Source organism: Phycisphaerae bacterium (genome assembly GCA_035275405.1).
Lineage (GTDB): Bacteria > Planctomycetota > Phycisphaerae > UBA1845 > UTPLA1 > DATEMU01.
Genome location: DATEMU010000003.1, coordinates 918,805 through 934,154, shown reverse-complemented (window position 1 = coordinate 934,154; position 15,350 = coordinate 918,805). Strand labels below are relative to the sequence as shown.

Below are 15,350 nucleotides of genomic sequence, written 5' to 3'. Positions count from 1 at the left end.
GAGGATTTGCGATGTTGGGGTGCGTGCGATGCGTTCGCCGCTCGAACACGCGACGATCCTGATGCCCGCTCGGATCGAAAAATCCGCGGGTTGCTTTTTGGCGGGGTCCATCACCGGGCTTCCAATTATGGTGCGGTAATTCCACCGTACCAAAACAGGAGGTACCATATGGACCAAGAAGAAAAAATCGCGGAACGAAAGTCCCGCATTTTCCACCAAAGAGCAGGCAAGACGCCGGAATGGCGATCGGTCGGTAGCGTCACGATCATTTCGCCGGACCTGGACAGACCCTTATTCCTGGAAGAGACGGGTTACACCATCTTCTTTCACGAATCGGGCGAGAAACTTCGAGAGGCAATCATTGTCCTCGAACGATCGAACGTCTGGAAAGGTCGATTCTGGGCCGTCGTCGCCACGGTAATAGTGCTCGCACTTGTGCGCGCAGTCTATTACCTTTCACACATGTTCTGACGCTAGAGAGGTCGCCTAAAAAACGGCCTCTCACTTTTTTTACGGCAGCGAAGCCAGGCCTAGTAAAAGCCCCAGGCCTCCCCCGAAGATCATGAGTTGAATCCGGGCACTCCACGGAAGTTCCGGGCTGAAGGGCTCCCCGAACAAGGTGCGCCAAACGGCGCGAATTGTTTTTTTGGTTTCCATCGCTCGACGATAGCACGTTCCGGCCCGCCCCAGCAAGTACCGACTTGACACCTGTTAGCAAGATCGCTAACATTGTTTGGAATTACTTTTAGCGTGCCCTCTAAAGCGGTCCAGACCACCAAAAAACATGGAACCGCTGGAGCCCCCACCCGGAACGATTGGACAACACCGGGCCGCACGCAGAAATTGACAACGGGTCCTGTTTGGGACCCGTTGTCTTTTACGGCGTCGGAGGGTCGGCGGAGGGGCCGAACAGGATTGCCCGCTTGAGTCGACGAACCTCACCCGGAGTGAGGCTGCCCCGCCGCCCGGACAGGTCCAAACCGATGCTCGCCCCGGCCGCAATGACGTCCGCTACCGAAATGTGATAGTGCCGTGCGAAACGGAGCAAGTCCATGGACTCTTCGAGCATTTCAGGGGCGAGCCGCTCGGCCAAGTCCCTGATCCTCGCCTCCAGGCCGCGCTGGTCCGCCTCGTTGGCCCCCGCGAAGCCGGATGAACGGCCCGGTGTACCGGCGGACAGAGATTTCTTCGAGCCGGGCGAAGAGCGGGACTTCGTTCGCCCGGCGGTGGCCTTCGGGATGCTGGGGCGCGCCTCTTCGTAATACCACTCCGGGTCGGAGAGGGTCCGGGTCGGCCAGGACTCCGACGTCATTTCCGCGGCCATCTCTTCCGTGAAAGGATAGAGCCCCTGGACGAGGAGCGGTATTCCTCCCGTCGGCGTGAGGCATCGGCCGCCGGTCCCCTTGATGTGCATGAGGGAAAGCAGATTGGTGTCGTTGACCGCGGCGATCATCTCCGGCGTCAACCCGGGGATCTTCTCTTCCTCCCACGATTTCGTCTCGGTCTTTCCGCGGGACTCGTTCGTCCCCGTCGACGTTCCCGTCGAATTGCTGGAGGAATCGCTGATCGAGCGGGTGTCGGGGCCGCCGAGGATTGCCATGGTCGAAGAGGTCGATACCCCGCCCGACGATCCCTGCGAGGTGGAGAACGAAGATGACTTCCCCGTTGATTCTGATTCCCCGGTCGATCCGCCATGTTTGTACTCGACGGTGCGGCCGGCGATGGTCTGAAACAGTTCGATGACCCGCGGGTCCTCCAGGGTAAGGCACTGCTTGAAGCTGCAATTCTCGAAGAGCGTCCCGTACAGGTCGGCATCGCGGGTCTTCAGCGAACTCGAAGACTGATGGGCGAGGACAAAACCCACGCCGGCGCCGCGGGCATCTTCGAGCATCTCGACGATATTGCGGGCCGCCAGCCGGTGAAACTCATCGATGGCCACGAAGCACTGCGTCGCCACGCCGCGCTTCTGGCGCTGGGCCGCGGCCTCCAGCAAACAGAAGAGGAGCATCTTGCCCACGTCGCCGGAAAGGAGGGGCTGCTCGCGGGAGTCCAGATGGCAGTAGATCACCTGCTGCCCATCAAAGAATCGGTCGAAGTCGATGATTTCATCCACTCCCAAGGGTTCGCCATTGGTGTGGAGGTTCTTGGCATAACCGAAGGCCGAGAGGGCGCTGTAGAGCCCACGGGCATCCTTGTTTCCGGATTTGCCCTGGGTGGCGTGGCGGATGAAGGCGATCATCTCATCCATCGTGGTCGGCCGGGCGTGGTAGAGGATCTCCTGAAGTTGACTTCGCTGCTCCTTGGTGAAGAAATCAGACCCGTAGCCTTCCGGGTAAATCATGGACAGGGCCTTCAGGAAGAACTCCGTCCGCTTGAGCGGGTAGGTAACGTGACGGAGGCAATAGAACGGATCGAAGCGGAGGCTCTCGTACTCCGGGTCCACGGAGAAGAATCTCAACTCCTGGCCGCGCTCGTCGGCGATCTGCCGCGCCAGGGAGCGCAGGTATCGGTCGCCGGTCTGCTTGAGGTCCATGATGAAGATCGGCGGCCTCGGATGAGTCCGGTTCTTGGAATCCGTGTACTCCTCGGCGAGCTGGAGGAGGATCTGGGCCATCGCGTGCGTGGTCTTCCCCGATCCCGAGCCGCCGAGCACATAGGAGTGGTTCTTGAAGACGAAGCGCGGGACCAGGATCGGCTCGTAGCTGGGGTGACGGAGTCCGACGAAGATCTCCTCGCGGAACTTCGCCGAGGAGCGCCTGAGGATGTCGAGGTATCGTCGAAACTCGCAGGGCGGCTCGCCAGGGAAGATGTCACTCATCCTCCGGTGTTGGAGGATGTCCCAGGCCCGGTCACCGATTCGCCGCCACATGCCTTCCACATCGAAGCGGGCCAGTTGAATATCCAACGGACGATTCCAAACGAGGGCCGGCCCATGGGCATCAAGCGTGGCCGGCAGGTTGGACTGGGGCTGTTCGGCCAGATATTTCTCAAAGGCCGAAAGGTCGAGGGTTTTGGGTTTCCTAGGCCAGGGCATGAAGCGACTCCTCCAGGTTGCTGAAACCGGGCACGCATTGGACGCGGATGGGGGCGACTTCGCGAAGTAAGATCCGGTCGTCAAAGGTGGCGCGGTCGATCGCAGTCTTGATCTTGTCCTGCCTTTCGTTCGAGTCCACGAGGATGGCGTGGTAGTACACGCGATTGGCCAGCCACGGCAAGAGGCCCGGGACCTGGATGACCTCGGCGATGTGCTGGCGGGTGGCGGCGACCACGTCACTGGGCTTCGTGCCATCGCCGGGAACATACACGTGGTAGACCCGCTTCGCCCGGCTACTCCGCTCCAGGCAGTGGTAACGTCCGCCGGGCGGACGGTCCTCAAAGAGCGACGCGAGTTCCTTATCCTCCAAGCGTATGCGGGGACGGCCAAGCAGAAGACAGAAGCTGAAAATGGCCAGGTGGGTCGGCAGGGCCGCCGAGCCCAGGGTATCGGCTCGTCGTTTCATCCCCAACGCATCGGCGGCCTTGGGTTGCAATTGATAGGCGCTGCGATTGCCCTTGCAAAACTTGCGGGCAACGATGACGCCGTCGCTGCGCAGATCGTCGAGTTCCTTTTGCGGGTCCGCCCCCTCGTAGAAGAGACAGGAAAGGACCTCCTGGAAGGTGAAGCGGTATCGAGCAATGTGCCCGACCACCTGCCGCTGGCGTTCGCTCAGCTTACCAAAGTTCATAGGGCCACTCGTGCTCAACGCAGAATTCGTGAAAGTCGCGTAGTTTTGCGGCGCCATACACGCCGCCTAACTCAATGACGCGGCGCCGCCCGTCTTCTTCGACAATGGCGTCCGGGAGCCGGTCATCGTCGCCGAATCCCTCCTGCCGCAATGAGGCCTCGGAGATCCACCTCCCGCCGGCGCGGGCGGCGCGAACCCGCCACGACAAGTATAACCGCGCGAGCGTCAGGTCATGGCTGACCTCGCTGCGCCGCGGCAGTCGGCCCCCGGAGCCGCCCATCCAGTTCCCGGCCGCTCGCGACGCAATGACGATGTGCGTAGGGACCGCCGGCGCCTTCCAGCGAACCTCCAAGGTGTAGGCCAGGCGGTCGAAGTCGGGCGGCGCTGTGTCAGGTGTCCAGGTGACGAGGGGATGGTGGAGCAGCAGCTCCGGTCGGGCCGGCATCGAATGCCGGTCAATCAGTCCGGCCGCCGCCAGGGCCGTCAGCCGGCGCGCCGCGTACCGGGCGGGCTCGGCGGTCCGGCCAAACCAAGTGTGGGCGATCTGGCCGATCGACATCACCCGCACGCGCAGCGTCAGGGCATCGAGGATGTCCCGGTCTCGCGGAGTCAAGTTGGCTCGATTGAGGGCCATCGTCGGAACCATCCCCCGTCGTCTTGAATGGTACGGGAATTGCGCATAACGGGGTTTGCAAATGACGGTCTTAGTTCAAGTTAACAATTTGGCAGAGGCTTTTTCGAGGGCGGGACCTAGGACCGGGCAATCGGAGACTGAAAAAGTCAGAAGTGACGGGACCAGACCGGCGGTCTCAACAGGTTTGATGAAGCGGCTGGCTCACGGACAGGTCGCCGACCTGGCTTCGGGCTACGTCGAGGCGGTACCCATCCCCGCCGCCCGACCGTCTCAACGTCTGGAACCTCCTACCTATCGCGCTGCGGCCCTCGGAGCCAGCGGTTGAGCGTGAGGACAGACGCGAAGATGTGCCCGTCCTGTTCCGACTTCGTCAGGGTCTGGTAGTCCTCGGCCTCGTCGTCGTACAGATACTCGATGACGGCCCGCAGGGCCTCCCGGATAGGGGGCGGAAGGCGGTAAGGTGAGTCTTCGCCGGCACAGCGTCCCTCCCCGTCCCATTCGGTGACCGACACGATGTCCAGGAAGTCTTCCGGCGGCCTCCAGGTCTCAATGTCGCTGGCCTTCAGCGTACACGCAACGACATGGGCATGGCCTTTGTTTTCCGCCTCGATGGTGGTCCTTCCCCATTGCGAAAAGGCTCTTCTTAGCTCGACTTCGTATTTCATGGTTTGGATCCTATTTGAAAAGCCGCCCCTGAATCTGAGGCGGCGGGTTCATGTCAGTAGTCGTCCGGCAGCAAGATGGTCGTCGCCGAGCGGTCGGCCTCGGTGATGATCCAGAACTTCCGGTCATGGCGGTCCCGATAGACCGACAGAAGCCTGAAGCCTTGGTCGAGCGAAAGCTCGTTCTCCGCCCAATCCTCCTGGCTCAACTCGCCCCAGTCGCCGCCGGCGTGCCGCTGCAACGCAGCATGCACATCCTCGGGTTGCAGGATGTTCAGAGCCGAAGGCGTGATGACGGTCCTTCCCAGTTCGAACCTAACGGCCATCGCTGTCGGCCTCCCCGACCAGTTTCGAATCATCCTCATAGACTGGGTCGACAATCTGGAAGCCGCTCAGCCATCGCTCAGTGGCTTCCCACTCTTCGGGGGTTTCGCTCCGCCATCCCCTGAAGAGGTTCTCACCAATCCACCACCGCACGCGGTGCTCTGGACACACCAGCCAATGGGCTCGGCCGACGTTGTGTGGTCCCTCGCTGTATCCGCAATGTGGACATCCCCCGAAATGACCTTGGAAGGCACCGCTACTTAGCTCTACCAAAGCGGCGTCATCAATCGTGTTGTCTTTGCTTTTCATAAGCTCCAGCCCTCCCCGCGGACTTGGGGCTCTGTAACACCGTCGTCATCGGCGGCGGCGATGCCGACGAGGTGGCAGCGGACCACTTCCAGGGCGTCGCCCAGCAAATCGTCACGCACCAGGAGGTCGAAGTATTCGGCACGCCGGACGCGTTCCAGAACGACGTACAGGGCCGAGCGAAGGTCTTCGGGAAGGAATGTGGGTTTCAATTCACCGTTCATGTTGTTCATCTCCAATCGAGCCGGCACTACCCCGAGCGCGCCGGCACGTTGTCCGCGGGTCATCGCCAGCCAAAACCAGCTTTTCCCGTCGGGGTCGGTTTTTTTCGGTCACTGTTCTTGCCGGAAAAAACCGGCCCCAGGGAAAAGCGAAAACTAGGGATCGAGCTACTGCTCGATTCCGCTTGGATGAACGCGGGGCGAGTCGAAGGTGGAGGGCAGCGGCATCATGGCAAGGACCGTGACCGCGGAGCGGCCCGCGAAGCGGGCGGCCGAAGGCCGGCGCGGCCCTTGCGATGCCGCAACCGGAGCCGAGACGATCCCCGGCGAAAACAGAGTCCCGCTTAGCGGGGCGATTTGATTGTGCATACGGGTCGTGAAAGTAGGCAGGTGGTGCCCGGACCTCACATGAAACCTGTTCGAGTTGTCCTTGTTGAAAAAAACCCTTCGAGACGTTGGCGATTCAGGAGGCCTTCTTCGCCGCCGCCTGCTCGTGAACCCACGAGTGAGCGTCGTTGAGGGCCTTGGCGAGTATGGGGAGATCCTCGGCATGAAAGCCGGAGGTCTCCTTCCACTCTTCGCCATCCTTGTATAACCGCGAGACCGTCACATTGTGCATCGAACCGTTCTGGGTCTCGTTCTCCCAGACCAGGACCTTGACGCTTCCGTAACGGATCTCCCGCACCGGGCGATTCTTCTCGTTCTTCGGCATAACGCACCATCCTTTCCGGAGGTCGGACAATCCACCTGTGAAGATGGTTATGGTGTGGGGGCGTGTTCGTGTGACGTAGCGGGGATGGAGCTCTCGGCGGGGAAGGAGCGGCCGATCGCCGCGTCGAGTAAGGTCCGGATGATCGCCGCGGAATAGTTCGAGCGGGCCTTGACCCGCAGGAGCCGCACCCCGGCGACTTCGAGAGCCTCGTTCAGGAACAGGTCACGCCGGCGGCGATGTTCGGCCTCGTGGGAGCGGTCATCCAACTCGATGGCCAATACGATCCGGGTACTCGCCGGCTCGCAGAGCACAAAGTCCAGGTGTTTCTGGGAGATGGCGCCGCCGTGCCCCCGCCGCCAATCGGCATCGGTACAGGTAAGCACATCGGCGACCCGAACCTTGCACATGATGAGATACTGTCCGCCCACGGCCTCCTGCAGCGGTCCATGAAACGCCGCCTCCCCTCTCGACAGCAACGTCTCCCGGCTGGTATACGGCATGGATCTGCGCTGTCGCCGACTGCTGAAGTTCCATATTCTTCGCCCCCGCGCGCGTCGGAATCGGCGGAGCCGAGGGAACCTGCTGGCACGACGGATGAATCTGCCCATCCTCAACGTGTAGCACGCGATGCGCTGCTACTCAAATCCTTCATGCTCGCCTGCCGTATTCGGCCGTCGTCGTCGGGGCTCACCAGAGGGGCCCCCGACGAGGGCGGACGATGGAGGCAGGCCGGTGAAGACCTGACCCACTCCCCTGCCCTCACCTACCCTGCCGGATCGGTGCAGAGTCGGGGGCTCATGCATTGGACAAGCTGGTAGATCGGCGGCAACGCACCAGCAATGATTTGGGTAGCGCGGCTTCAGATTTCATCGACATCAAGGTTGGAGACGGAGACTCTTACGGATCGAGTGGCGCTCCTTCGACGTAAAGCCTTTCCGTCGAGCCGAGCACAAACGCCTTACAGTTGACCAAGTATTGGCCGGAAGGCAGCGAGATGAAAAACTCCTCTTTCACTCCCGGGCCATATAGTACAGGTCAATGGTGTCGGCACTACTGCGCAGACACTGGGCCTTGAACGGGAACTTCGCCTCGATGTCCTTGGCGGCTTCTTGAAGACGCCACAACACACCTTCGAGCTTGTCATTTGTTTCCTTGGAGAGTCGCATCGCCGGATGATGCCAAGAAAATGGTCACGGCGCAAGCGCTCGCTGGAGCCACGCGACGCGGCCAAGGCCATAGCGGATGTGGTTGTGCTTCAACGCAAGTGCCGTCGCCACGGCTATCTCGTCGCCGGTGTGGGCGATCTCGCGGTCGTACCGCGAGAGTGCCTCTGCGCCCCGCTCGACGATTTCCTGATAGCGTCGTTTATCGTGGGCCACGCGCTGGCTTTCCTGCTCCAGCAGCGTACGGAGTTTTTCCTTCCGCTTGACGTGGTTCTTGGGCAGTTCCCGCTCGATGAACTTCCCCACGTCGATGTCCGGCTCGATCGCATCGACGGGGACCGGGGCGGCGGCGTCGCCTTCGGCCAGATAGTGCCAGGGATGACTGGGGTCGTAACGGTCATTCGGTTCAATAGTGCAATCGGCGACGGTCTTTCGCGCCCAACTATCGAGCGCCGCTGTCGCCTCTGGACCGAAGCCTTTCGCGTAGGCGTCAAGTGCCGCTGCGTAGGCGGAGCGAAGCCTCGGCTCCTCCTGGTCAAGAAACTCGCGAAGCTTCACCTCGGCTTCGGGCTTTCGCGGCAGCTTGCCGGTCCGTGGGTCTTCACCTGTTCGCCGCGCATCCTCGACGGCCTGAATGTCGGCGAGGATGGCGACCATCTCGCGGCCATGTTCCTCGGTCATGCCGCGAATTTCTTCATCATCGGGTTCCATCGAACCGTCGGTGGTGGCGCCAAAGACTCCCTGGGTGACGGCCTCTGGCAAGGGCCTCGCGAGCGGAACATCCGACCATTCGGGTGCTCGAAGTGTTTCGAGGTTGGCTTGGAGGTCCGGCTTCACCGGCTGCGGCCCTGGCGATGCGCGCGGCGAAGACACCGGGGCGTCGGGTGATTCCTGCGCCCACTCAAAAAGTTGCTGCGTGTGACGGGTCATAACAACTATGCCATGTTATGCGGAGTTGTGCGGAGGTTGTGACACGTGTGGAGCGCGGCATGAATCAGCGCCCCGCGGCAGCGGCATTCACAAGTCAAGCGGGAGATTCGTCTGAATCCTCACCAAAGCAAGCTGGGGCGTGAAGTACTTCAGTCCCGGTCCAGAATCCAGCATTGGCCGACTTGAATCTGAATAGTCATGGATCGCAATTACCTGATGTCGCTAGACGCGTTTCATCTCGCACAATTGGAATCGTTGCGTGGCAACGTCAGAATCGGTGGGGAATTGATTAGTGAAGCTATTTGCGTGTGTCGCGCCGAAACCCTCAGTGTCGATCCTTGGTGGATGTGCTACTTACTTGCAACGCAAGCATATCTTTCACGAGACCAACGAACTCTGCATCATTTGTTGCCACATACTGGATTCAACTATCCAGTTGTTCTGCGCCTATTTCAGGGCTTATCGGTCAATCTGTCGGCCAGCTACCACCGAGACTACCTTGGTGATGATCTGTCAGTATCGAGGCGAAGCGCCGCGCAAGCGGCACCCCTGTCTTTAGCTCCATCCACAGCCACTGTCCGTTCGGGTTACATTCAAAGAATACCCAATGGCCGTCGCTTGTGATGCCAAAATCAAAGGAACCACTCGATAAACGCATCGTTCGAAGGTAATCCATTCCCTTCGACAATACATCTGCTGGTAGCTGACATTCGACATGTGGGTGAGTCATAGTGGTGGGACGCCAATCAACTTCGCCAGACGGGAGAGTGGAGCTGTCAATTTCGCATGCAAAATACGTTCCATCAGGAAACACGATTGCGCGCACGTCTCGGGATTTTTGGATGCAGGTCTCGACAAAAAGCATTGCGGTTTTTTCTTGCTGGGCAAGCGATTCTAAGAGAGTACTCGACTCAATCGCAGTCGTGTAGAATGTAAATGCGTCCTTTGTACCCTCTCGCACTGCGCTTAGGTAAAGTGGCTTAACGACGCATCGCTCTTGCGAGCGACAGAATTCCATGATTTGCGCCCGGTCATTGCCTATGTAGTAGTCGGGGCACTTAAAGCCGACCTTCTGGGCAACCTGAAGTTGAAGGAGTTTGTTCTCGGCAACCCGAAGGTGACGGGGATGACCAAAAGGAAAGCAACGATCCGGAAGAGATTCCATTAGCCAGCGCGTAGCCCAATATGCCTCGACAAAGTCAGCCTGAGATAGGTCTGCGTGAGAATTGGGGGTAGGCAGCTTCCCAGTACGGCGCCACCAGATCGTACGGGCATCATGGGCAGAGACGAGTTTGCCCGACTTTCGATCGGTGAGTGTCCAAGTGGCAGGCGCAACCACGAGGCGCAGTTCATCGAGAACGCGCTCCAGGTCAAGCCACACGGTATCTGAAAAGCCGCTTTCTCGAATGGCCTTCTCTACCAGTACGGCATGGGGGTCGTCATGGTACGAGACCACGATGATCATTATTAGGCCGAGAAGTTCACTTGTCCTTATCGTCGGCGTCGTTGTCGGAACCAAATGTTGTTGACGCCGAAAAGGTGGAGGAGGTCATCGTCTCGTGAACATGTACATGCCAGAGATAATCTTCATAGGAAAGATCCGCCAAGTCGGGGGATTGTGGGGGATCTGAATTCAAACGGTCTTCGGGGATCCTGCGGCCAGCCAGCTTCACGAGAACCGACATGATGGTGCTCCTATTTCAAGACTCGCCTTACGACCGACATGCACTATTGTAACCACGCCCTGGGCTCGATTCAAGGTGGTGGAAGACAGGCTGGAGCATCCAGACAAGAGTTTTTGAGTGTGATGAGTTTTGAGAACTGCCCTGTTCTGTGGGGGTCTTGACGCGGGTGGATTACGGCATGGCGGGCAACCATGCCGCATGGGAGGCGACGCCTCATGGCTCCCCACTGATGGCCTCGATGATGGCAGTGGCGGTCTTCTGGATGTGGTCGAGCGATTCGGTGAGCGTCTCCTTGTCGCCATTGTAGAGCTTGATGTAATCGGCAGCAGCGCCGTTGGTGTCGAGGCCGATGGCCTGAGAGACGACGTACGCGACGGCCTCGGCTTCGGTTTCGCGGATGGTCTTGGTGGTTTCCTTGCGTCGCTCAGTGCGATGCAGCATCTCGTGGGCGAGTTCATGCACCAGCACAGAGAACTCCTCGGCCGGGCTGAGCGTGGTGCGAACTACGATGGTTCCGCCTTTGGAGACACCGTCGGCAGAACCGATGTCGTCGGAGTATTCGAGGGCGATGGAACTCTTGGCGATGAAGTCCCTGAGCCGCTCGGTATGACCGTTGGGATTGCCGCCGACGCGGTGGAGCTCGGGCAGCGGCTGGCCGTCGGTCTGGCTGACATCGAAGACGTACACGGCCTTGAACCGCAAGAGCTTTTCGGCGGCCTCGTCCGTGGCCGGCTCGCCCTTTGCCTCGTCGGCTTTGTTCCGGAGCAGCATCGGCGCGATGATGACAATACCCTTCTCGCCGGCCTTCACGTACCGCCCGATCTCCTTCCAGCGGTTGAATCCGGCCACGTGCGTCGCATCGGGTCGTTGCATCGCAATCAGCATGCAGTTGCCGAAGCTGTAGCGGTGAAAGCGGGCCATCGTGGCGAGATAGGCCTTGAAGGCGTCGCTTCCGCCGCGCTCCACGTCGGCGATGAGTTGGTTGAGGGCCTCTTCGGCGAGTTGTTTGGCTTGCTCTACTTTCATGGTCTTGTCCTCCGTGTTTGGGGTTTTGTGTTTCCTCACAAACCGTGGGAAACCAAATCCCAAACCGGACGGACAAGAGCGACGCGTCCGGGCCGCTCCAGGGGCGGGCTGATGGCAGCGGGCGTGACAGGCCGGAGCCGAAGGCGAAGAACGAAGTGTGCCTGGCGCGACCGATGCAAGCCCGGACCGGCGGCGTCAAGCCGGGAGCGGGCCGGAGGCGGAGCGATCAGAAAGTGAGCAAGCTCGTCAACGGTCGAATGGAGTGCCTTCAACCAGCGCCGACGGGAGTCGGCTTAAGTGGCGCCTTTTCGAGCGGCATCGCGCCGTAGCGCTTCGGCAAGAATGCTTTCAGCGACGATGAAGTAGGTGGTCCGGAGACGCTTGAAGGCTTCGGGAAGGTCGAGAAGGCCCTTGGCGGAAGCGGCTTCGAGAACGCCGACCGCTCCGGTGATGGCGAGGCCGCGGGCGAGCGCCGCCTTGCGGGCCTTGCGGTCGTCGGCGAGGAGGAGGTCGGCCTTGATCTCCAGGGCAAGGCTGATCGCTTCGCGTTCTCCCGCGTCGTCGAATTCCAACGTCGTATCGATGCGGCTCGGGGCCTTGATCGTCAGCCACGAGGGCTTTGAGGCGAGCCAGCTTCGAACGGGCTCGGGCGTCCCGGCATGGGTGAGTTCTGCGGCGACAGCGGGGGGAATGAAAACGATCTGAAAGAGCTTGGGAAGGGTATCAATGAATCCGATTCGAACGAGCACATTCAGCGGGCTCGCATCGGACACAACGATCATCGCGCCAACTCGGGGAAGTGCTTCGCTAAGGTCGCTCGGTCCTGCTCAAGGTCTTCGAGCGAATAGTTGAGGGCGACGCCGTGACGGCCAAGCCAATCCACGGCCTCGATGGAGGTGGCAAGTCCCAGAATCTTGGCCACCTCGCCCGCCGTGAGTTTGGCGGAGCGATAGCCCTCAATCGCCAGCGCCTCCAGCGCGGCCTGGTCGAGGTCCTGCCCGAACGCCTTTTTGAGCGTTTCTTCTATGGGTCCTGGGAAATTAAGCGTCTGCATCGTGCGCCTCGTCAAATAATTATACCGCAATCAAGTCCAATTCGCCAGACGAATCGCGGGAGCGGCGGGCAACTTGAGGGCGTCTTTGGCGAGTGATGGGTGTCGGCTATCCAGCAAGATCGGCGAGATCGGGATGGATTGTGAATGTGCTGAGTGTCTCGGGATGCGAAAGACGGCGTTCCTCCCAAGCGAGTACGTCGGCGAGCCGAGCGAAGCGAATCCGCCCACGGCGCTCGAACGGAAGCTCGCCGGATTCCATAGCAAGAATCACAGTTTGGCGGCGCATCCGCTGCATCTTGCGTATCTGGTTTACGGAGAGCCAGTGAAAAAACGGCGATGGCGACTGTGTGCTTGGATTCATGCCCAACAGATAACGGCCGGTGAATCTCGAATCAAGCGCATGCCGCGTGCTGGGCCGATGTCACTCGCGGTCGATTGCGGGCGCGGAGCGGATACCCGTGATGAAGGCATCGGCGATTCGGGCCTCAAAGCGATCTCGCTCGAACTCCTTTCCGCGTGCATTGGAGGGCAATTTCAGCGGTCCGATTCGCTTGGCTTCCTTTTCGAGGTACTCCATGCAGTGAGCGACGCCCTTCATCAAAGCACGGGCGACGTGACTCGCGGTGAGCTTTGTTCCCGTGGTTCGGCGGTAGATCTCGACGAGTTGCGAGAAGGTGGCCTCCGACGCAGGCGTGAAAACGAATTCGCGCTTGATGTGTGGCGAAGCGATCGCTGGAGCCGGGCTGGCGGGAATCCTGGCGGACAGGACTGGCTCTGGTTGTTGCGCTGGCTGGCTCTCCGTCGTCTCTTGCGTCACGACCGGCGCTGCGACGGCTCGTGCGGCGGCGTCGAGGTCGAAGAGCCTCGCGATGGATGATGAAGGCGGCAGAGTGCGGAGCGGTTTGGCCATATCCCCTCACCTATTCGTTGGCTGCCAATGCCGGTGCGACTTGCTCGGCCTCGCTGTCGGGCATGCCGAAAGCGGCAAAGGGCGGAGCCCCCAATATGCCCTGCAGAAACTCCTCCCGATGTCGCACGCGGTGTTCGACCTCTATCGAGAGCCGCAGATATTGCTGAGCGACGGGAATGTTCTCGAACTTGGGAAACTGAAAGAGTGTCTTTCCGCGGCCCGAGGCATCGGGAAGGATCACGGCCTGCGAGATCGATGTGTCGAAGCGCCGGCCGGGGAGTGCTTCGTTCACCACGTCCTCCAGTTGAGCGCGAAGTTTCGTGGCCCGCCGATCGACATTCGTAAACACAACCCCCAGAACCTCCAGGCCGGGGTTGCGATGCTTGCGAACGTCGGCGATGTCGTTGAAGGCCTCGGTCAAGCCGCCTAGTGAAAGCGGATGCGGGAAGGCCGATAGCAAGAACCATTCGGCGGTCGAGTAGGCCGCGACGGTGGTGGTGAAGGCGGCCGATGGTCCTGTATCGAGGAAAATGAAATCGTACTTCGCCCTCGCCTGCTCGATGGGACGTTCGAGAATCCGGGTGCGGTCCACGTACTTGGAAACGAGGTTGTCGATTTCGCTAAGCTGCGGTCGCGAGGGAACAAGGTGCACGTTTTGCGGCATGTTTTCGGCAATGGCGAGAGTGTCCACCGTTTCATCGGTGGTGAGAAGCTCCAGAGTCCCTGCGAAACTATTGACGGGAATACCCAAGTGCTTCGTCGCTCCTGCCGCAGGATCGAGGTCCATGATCAGGCAGTGAAACCCCTGTTGTCCAAGCGCCGCGGCAATGTGAACGGTGTTGGTGGTCTTCCCTACACCGCCCTTCTGGTTTCCAACGGCGATCGCCACGCTCTTTTGATTTGAATTCGTCATGTTTGCCTCCTTGATTCGTATCCCGCCTGCGGGAATGCCCGCATGGCTGCTGGCCCGCGATCGGGCCTGCCCGAACACCCGCGCGCCCGCATTCCTCCGTTCCATCATGAATCAAGTATTTGAACAAGATGGGATTTTCTGGCGGAACCGGTCCCGCATGCCCGCAATCCTGCGTGCCCGCGTGCGTGAACTCCCGCACTCCCGAATGCCCGCATTCCGGCATGCGGGGATTCGATAGCGCATGCAGAAGATTGTGTCTTGTCAGGTAGTTGCAGGCGTGCAAGAGCTGGAATGATCGGCGGAAGGAGCGGGAAATTGTTCCCGCCCGGCGCCGTGCAAATTCTGGAGAGCGTATGACGTAGCGCCAACATCAAAAAACGAAAAAAGCGACCGTTGGGTCGCCTCTTTCGTAGCTTGAGAATCTGCGGCAGGGCCGGAGATCGCAAGGCCAAGTGAATCTCGCACGTTCAACTTAGCCCGCGCCCTTCGACTCCGTCAAGAGTTATCTCATCGCTGTATCGATGTCGTGTATCTTACGCCGCCCGAAATTTGGGTGAACGCTCTTCGTGTGTTGAATGAGGATACTCATGGAATCAAAATTAAGCGGGGCAGGGGATGCCCCACCGCGAAAACCGGCTGGGGGATTCTGCCTTGTCTCGGGAACATCGCTTTTGAGGGCCTGGGCTGCCTACAGGCGCGGCGATCTGCGTCTTTTGGACCTCAGGGTATGGTTCGCGTGCCTTGAACTCGTGGCGAGGCGCTGCGTGGCTAAAAAAGGCATCCGGCCGAAGTACAGCTTTGACGAAGTCCGGTCGTTGGTTGGCGGAGCAGGGGGCGAACATATCCGCCACGCGGCCAGTCGGCTTGAAAAATCGGGGCTTGTCATCTGGGGCGAATCATGCATCACGTTCCCCAAGCCCGACTTGTCGGATGAAGATCTTGATCTGGAGTTGGTCTTTGCGTACGTCCCGAACCATCGGCGCCTAGTGCCGGTACCACGTCGTATCATCCGGCTCATCGCGGGTGGCGCGCGGCGCGTCGTGATTGCAACCATCCTGGCACACCTCCTTCGCTGCCTCTATTAC

The 15,350-nt window shown here is 60.2% G+C and carries 18 protein-coding genes; 1 reads left to right on the top strand and 17 read right to left on the bottom strand.

The features are described from left to right. Window positions 1-168: 168 nt before the first annotated feature. Window positions 169-471, top strand: coding sequence for a hypothetical protein (locus VJZ71_05935; GenBank protein ID HKQ47588.1), 303 nt, complete (start codon window positions 169-171; stop codon window positions 469-471). Window positions 472-877: 406 nt separating this feature from the next. Here VJZ71_05935 and VJZ71_05930 read toward each other — a convergent pair whose 3' ends face one another. From VJZ71_05930 to VJZ71_05850, 17 genes are all read right to left on the bottom strand, one after another. Then, the gene (locus tag VJZ71_05930; protein ID HKQ47587.1) at window positions 878-3,034 is read right to left on the bottom strand and encodes a TraM recognition domain-containing protein; all 2,157 of its coding nucleotides are present in this window, start codon (window positions 3,032-3,034) and stop codon (window positions 878-880) included. Next, a complete protein-coding gene (locus VJZ71_05925; GenBank protein ID HKQ47586.1) occupies window positions 3,021-3,725 on the bottom strand; it encodes a hypothetical protein in 705 nt (234 codons plus the stop codon). Before VJZ71_05925 ends, VJZ71_05930 begins: the two co-directional genes overlap by 14 nt. Beyond that, on the bottom strand, window positions 3,712-4,359 hold the full coding sequence (locus tag VJZ71_05920) for a hypothetical protein (protein HKQ47585.1): 648 nt from the start codon (window positions 4,357-4,359) through the stop codon (window positions 3,712-3,714). Before VJZ71_05920 ends, VJZ71_05925 begins: the two co-directional genes overlap by 14 nt. 287 nt (window positions 4,360-4,646) lie before the next feature. Then, window positions 4,647-5,024, bottom strand: a complete 378-nt coding sequence (locus VJZ71_05915; protein HKQ47584.1) for a hypothetical protein — start codon at window positions 5,022-5,024, stop codon at window positions 4,647-4,649. Window positions 5,025-5,077: 53 nt separating this feature from the next. Then, on the bottom strand, window positions 5,078-5,347 hold the full coding sequence (locus tag VJZ71_05910; GenBank protein ID HKQ47583.1) for a hypothetical protein: 270 nt from the start codon (window positions 5,345-5,347) through the stop codon (window positions 5,078-5,080). A 303-nt stretch (window positions 5,348-5,650) separates the two neighbouring features. Beyond that, window positions 5,651-5,875: a hypothetical protein gene (locus tag VJZ71_05905; GenBank protein HKQ47582.1), complete on the bottom strand. Its 225-nt coding sequence runs from the start codon at window positions 5,873-5,875 to the stop codon at window positions 5,651-5,653. A gap of 460 nt (window positions 5,876-6,335) precedes the next feature. Continuing rightward, window positions 6,336-6,584, bottom strand: a complete 249-nt coding sequence (locus VJZ71_05900; GenBank protein ID HKQ47581.1) for a hypothetical protein — start codon at window positions 6,582-6,584, stop codon at window positions 6,336-6,338. 47 nt (window positions 6,585-6,631) lie between these two features. Continuing rightward, a complete protein-coding gene (locus VJZ71_05895; protein HKQ47580.1) occupies window positions 6,632-7,084 on the bottom strand; it encodes a DUF2726 domain-containing protein in 453 nt (150 codons plus the stop codon). A gap of 510 nt (window positions 7,085-7,594) precedes the next feature. Then, window positions 7,595-7,750, bottom strand: coding sequence for a hypothetical protein (locus tag VJZ71_05890; protein ID HKQ47579.1), 156 nt, complete (start codon window positions 7,748-7,750; stop codon window positions 7,595-7,597). Window positions 7,751-7,774: 24 nt separating this feature from the next. Next, window positions 7,775-8,677: a hypothetical protein gene (locus VJZ71_05885; protein HKQ47578.1), complete on the bottom strand. Its 903-nt coding sequence runs from the start codon at window positions 8,675-8,677 to the stop codon at window positions 7,775-7,777. A 466-nt stretch (window positions 8,678-9,143) separates the two neighbouring features. Further along, window positions 9,144-10,142 carry a hypothetical protein gene (locus tag VJZ71_05880; GenBank protein ID HKQ47577.1) on the bottom strand — a complete coding sequence of 333 codons (999 nt, stop codon included), beginning with the start codon at window positions 10,140-10,142 and terminating at the stop codon, window positions 9,144-9,146. Window positions 10,143-10,158: 16 nt separating this feature from the next. Continuing rightward, the gene (locus VJZ71_05875; protein ID HKQ47576.1) at window positions 10,159-10,362 is read right to left on the bottom strand and encodes a hypothetical protein; all 204 of its coding nucleotides are present in this window, start codon (window positions 10,360-10,362) and stop codon (window positions 10,159-10,161) included. A gap of 213 nt (window positions 10,363-10,575) precedes the next feature. Continuing rightward, window positions 10,576-11,388 carry an ArdC family protein gene (locus tag VJZ71_05870; GenBank protein ID HKQ47575.1) on the bottom strand — a complete coding sequence of 271 codons (813 nt, stop codon included), beginning with the start codon at window positions 11,386-11,388 and terminating at the stop codon, window positions 10,576-10,578. Between the two features lie 293 nt (window positions 11,389-11,681). Continuing rightward, on the bottom strand, window positions 11,682-12,170 hold the full coding sequence (locus VJZ71_05865) for a DUF3368 domain-containing protein (GenBank protein ID HKQ47574.1): 489 nt from the start codon (window positions 12,168-12,170) through the stop codon (window positions 11,682-11,684). Further along, a complete protein-coding gene (locus VJZ71_05860) occupies window positions 12,167-12,442 on the bottom strand; it encodes a UPF0175 family protein (GenBank protein HKQ47573.1) in 276 nt (91 codons plus the stop codon). Before VJZ71_05860 ends, VJZ71_05865 begins: the two co-directional genes overlap by 4 nt. A 421-nt stretch (window positions 12,443-12,863) precedes the next feature. Continuing rightward, a complete protein-coding gene (locus VJZ71_05855; GenBank protein HKQ47572.1) occupies window positions 12,864-13,352 on the bottom strand; it encodes a hypothetical protein in 489 nt (162 codons plus the stop codon). 10 nt (window positions 13,353-13,362) lie between these two features. Beyond that, window positions 13,363-14,265: a ParA family protein gene (locus VJZ71_05850; protein ID HKQ47571.1), complete on the bottom strand. Its 903-nt coding sequence runs from the start codon at window positions 14,263-14,265 to the stop codon at window positions 13,363-13,365. Between the last annotated feature and the right edge of the window lie 1,085 nt (window positions 14,266-15,350).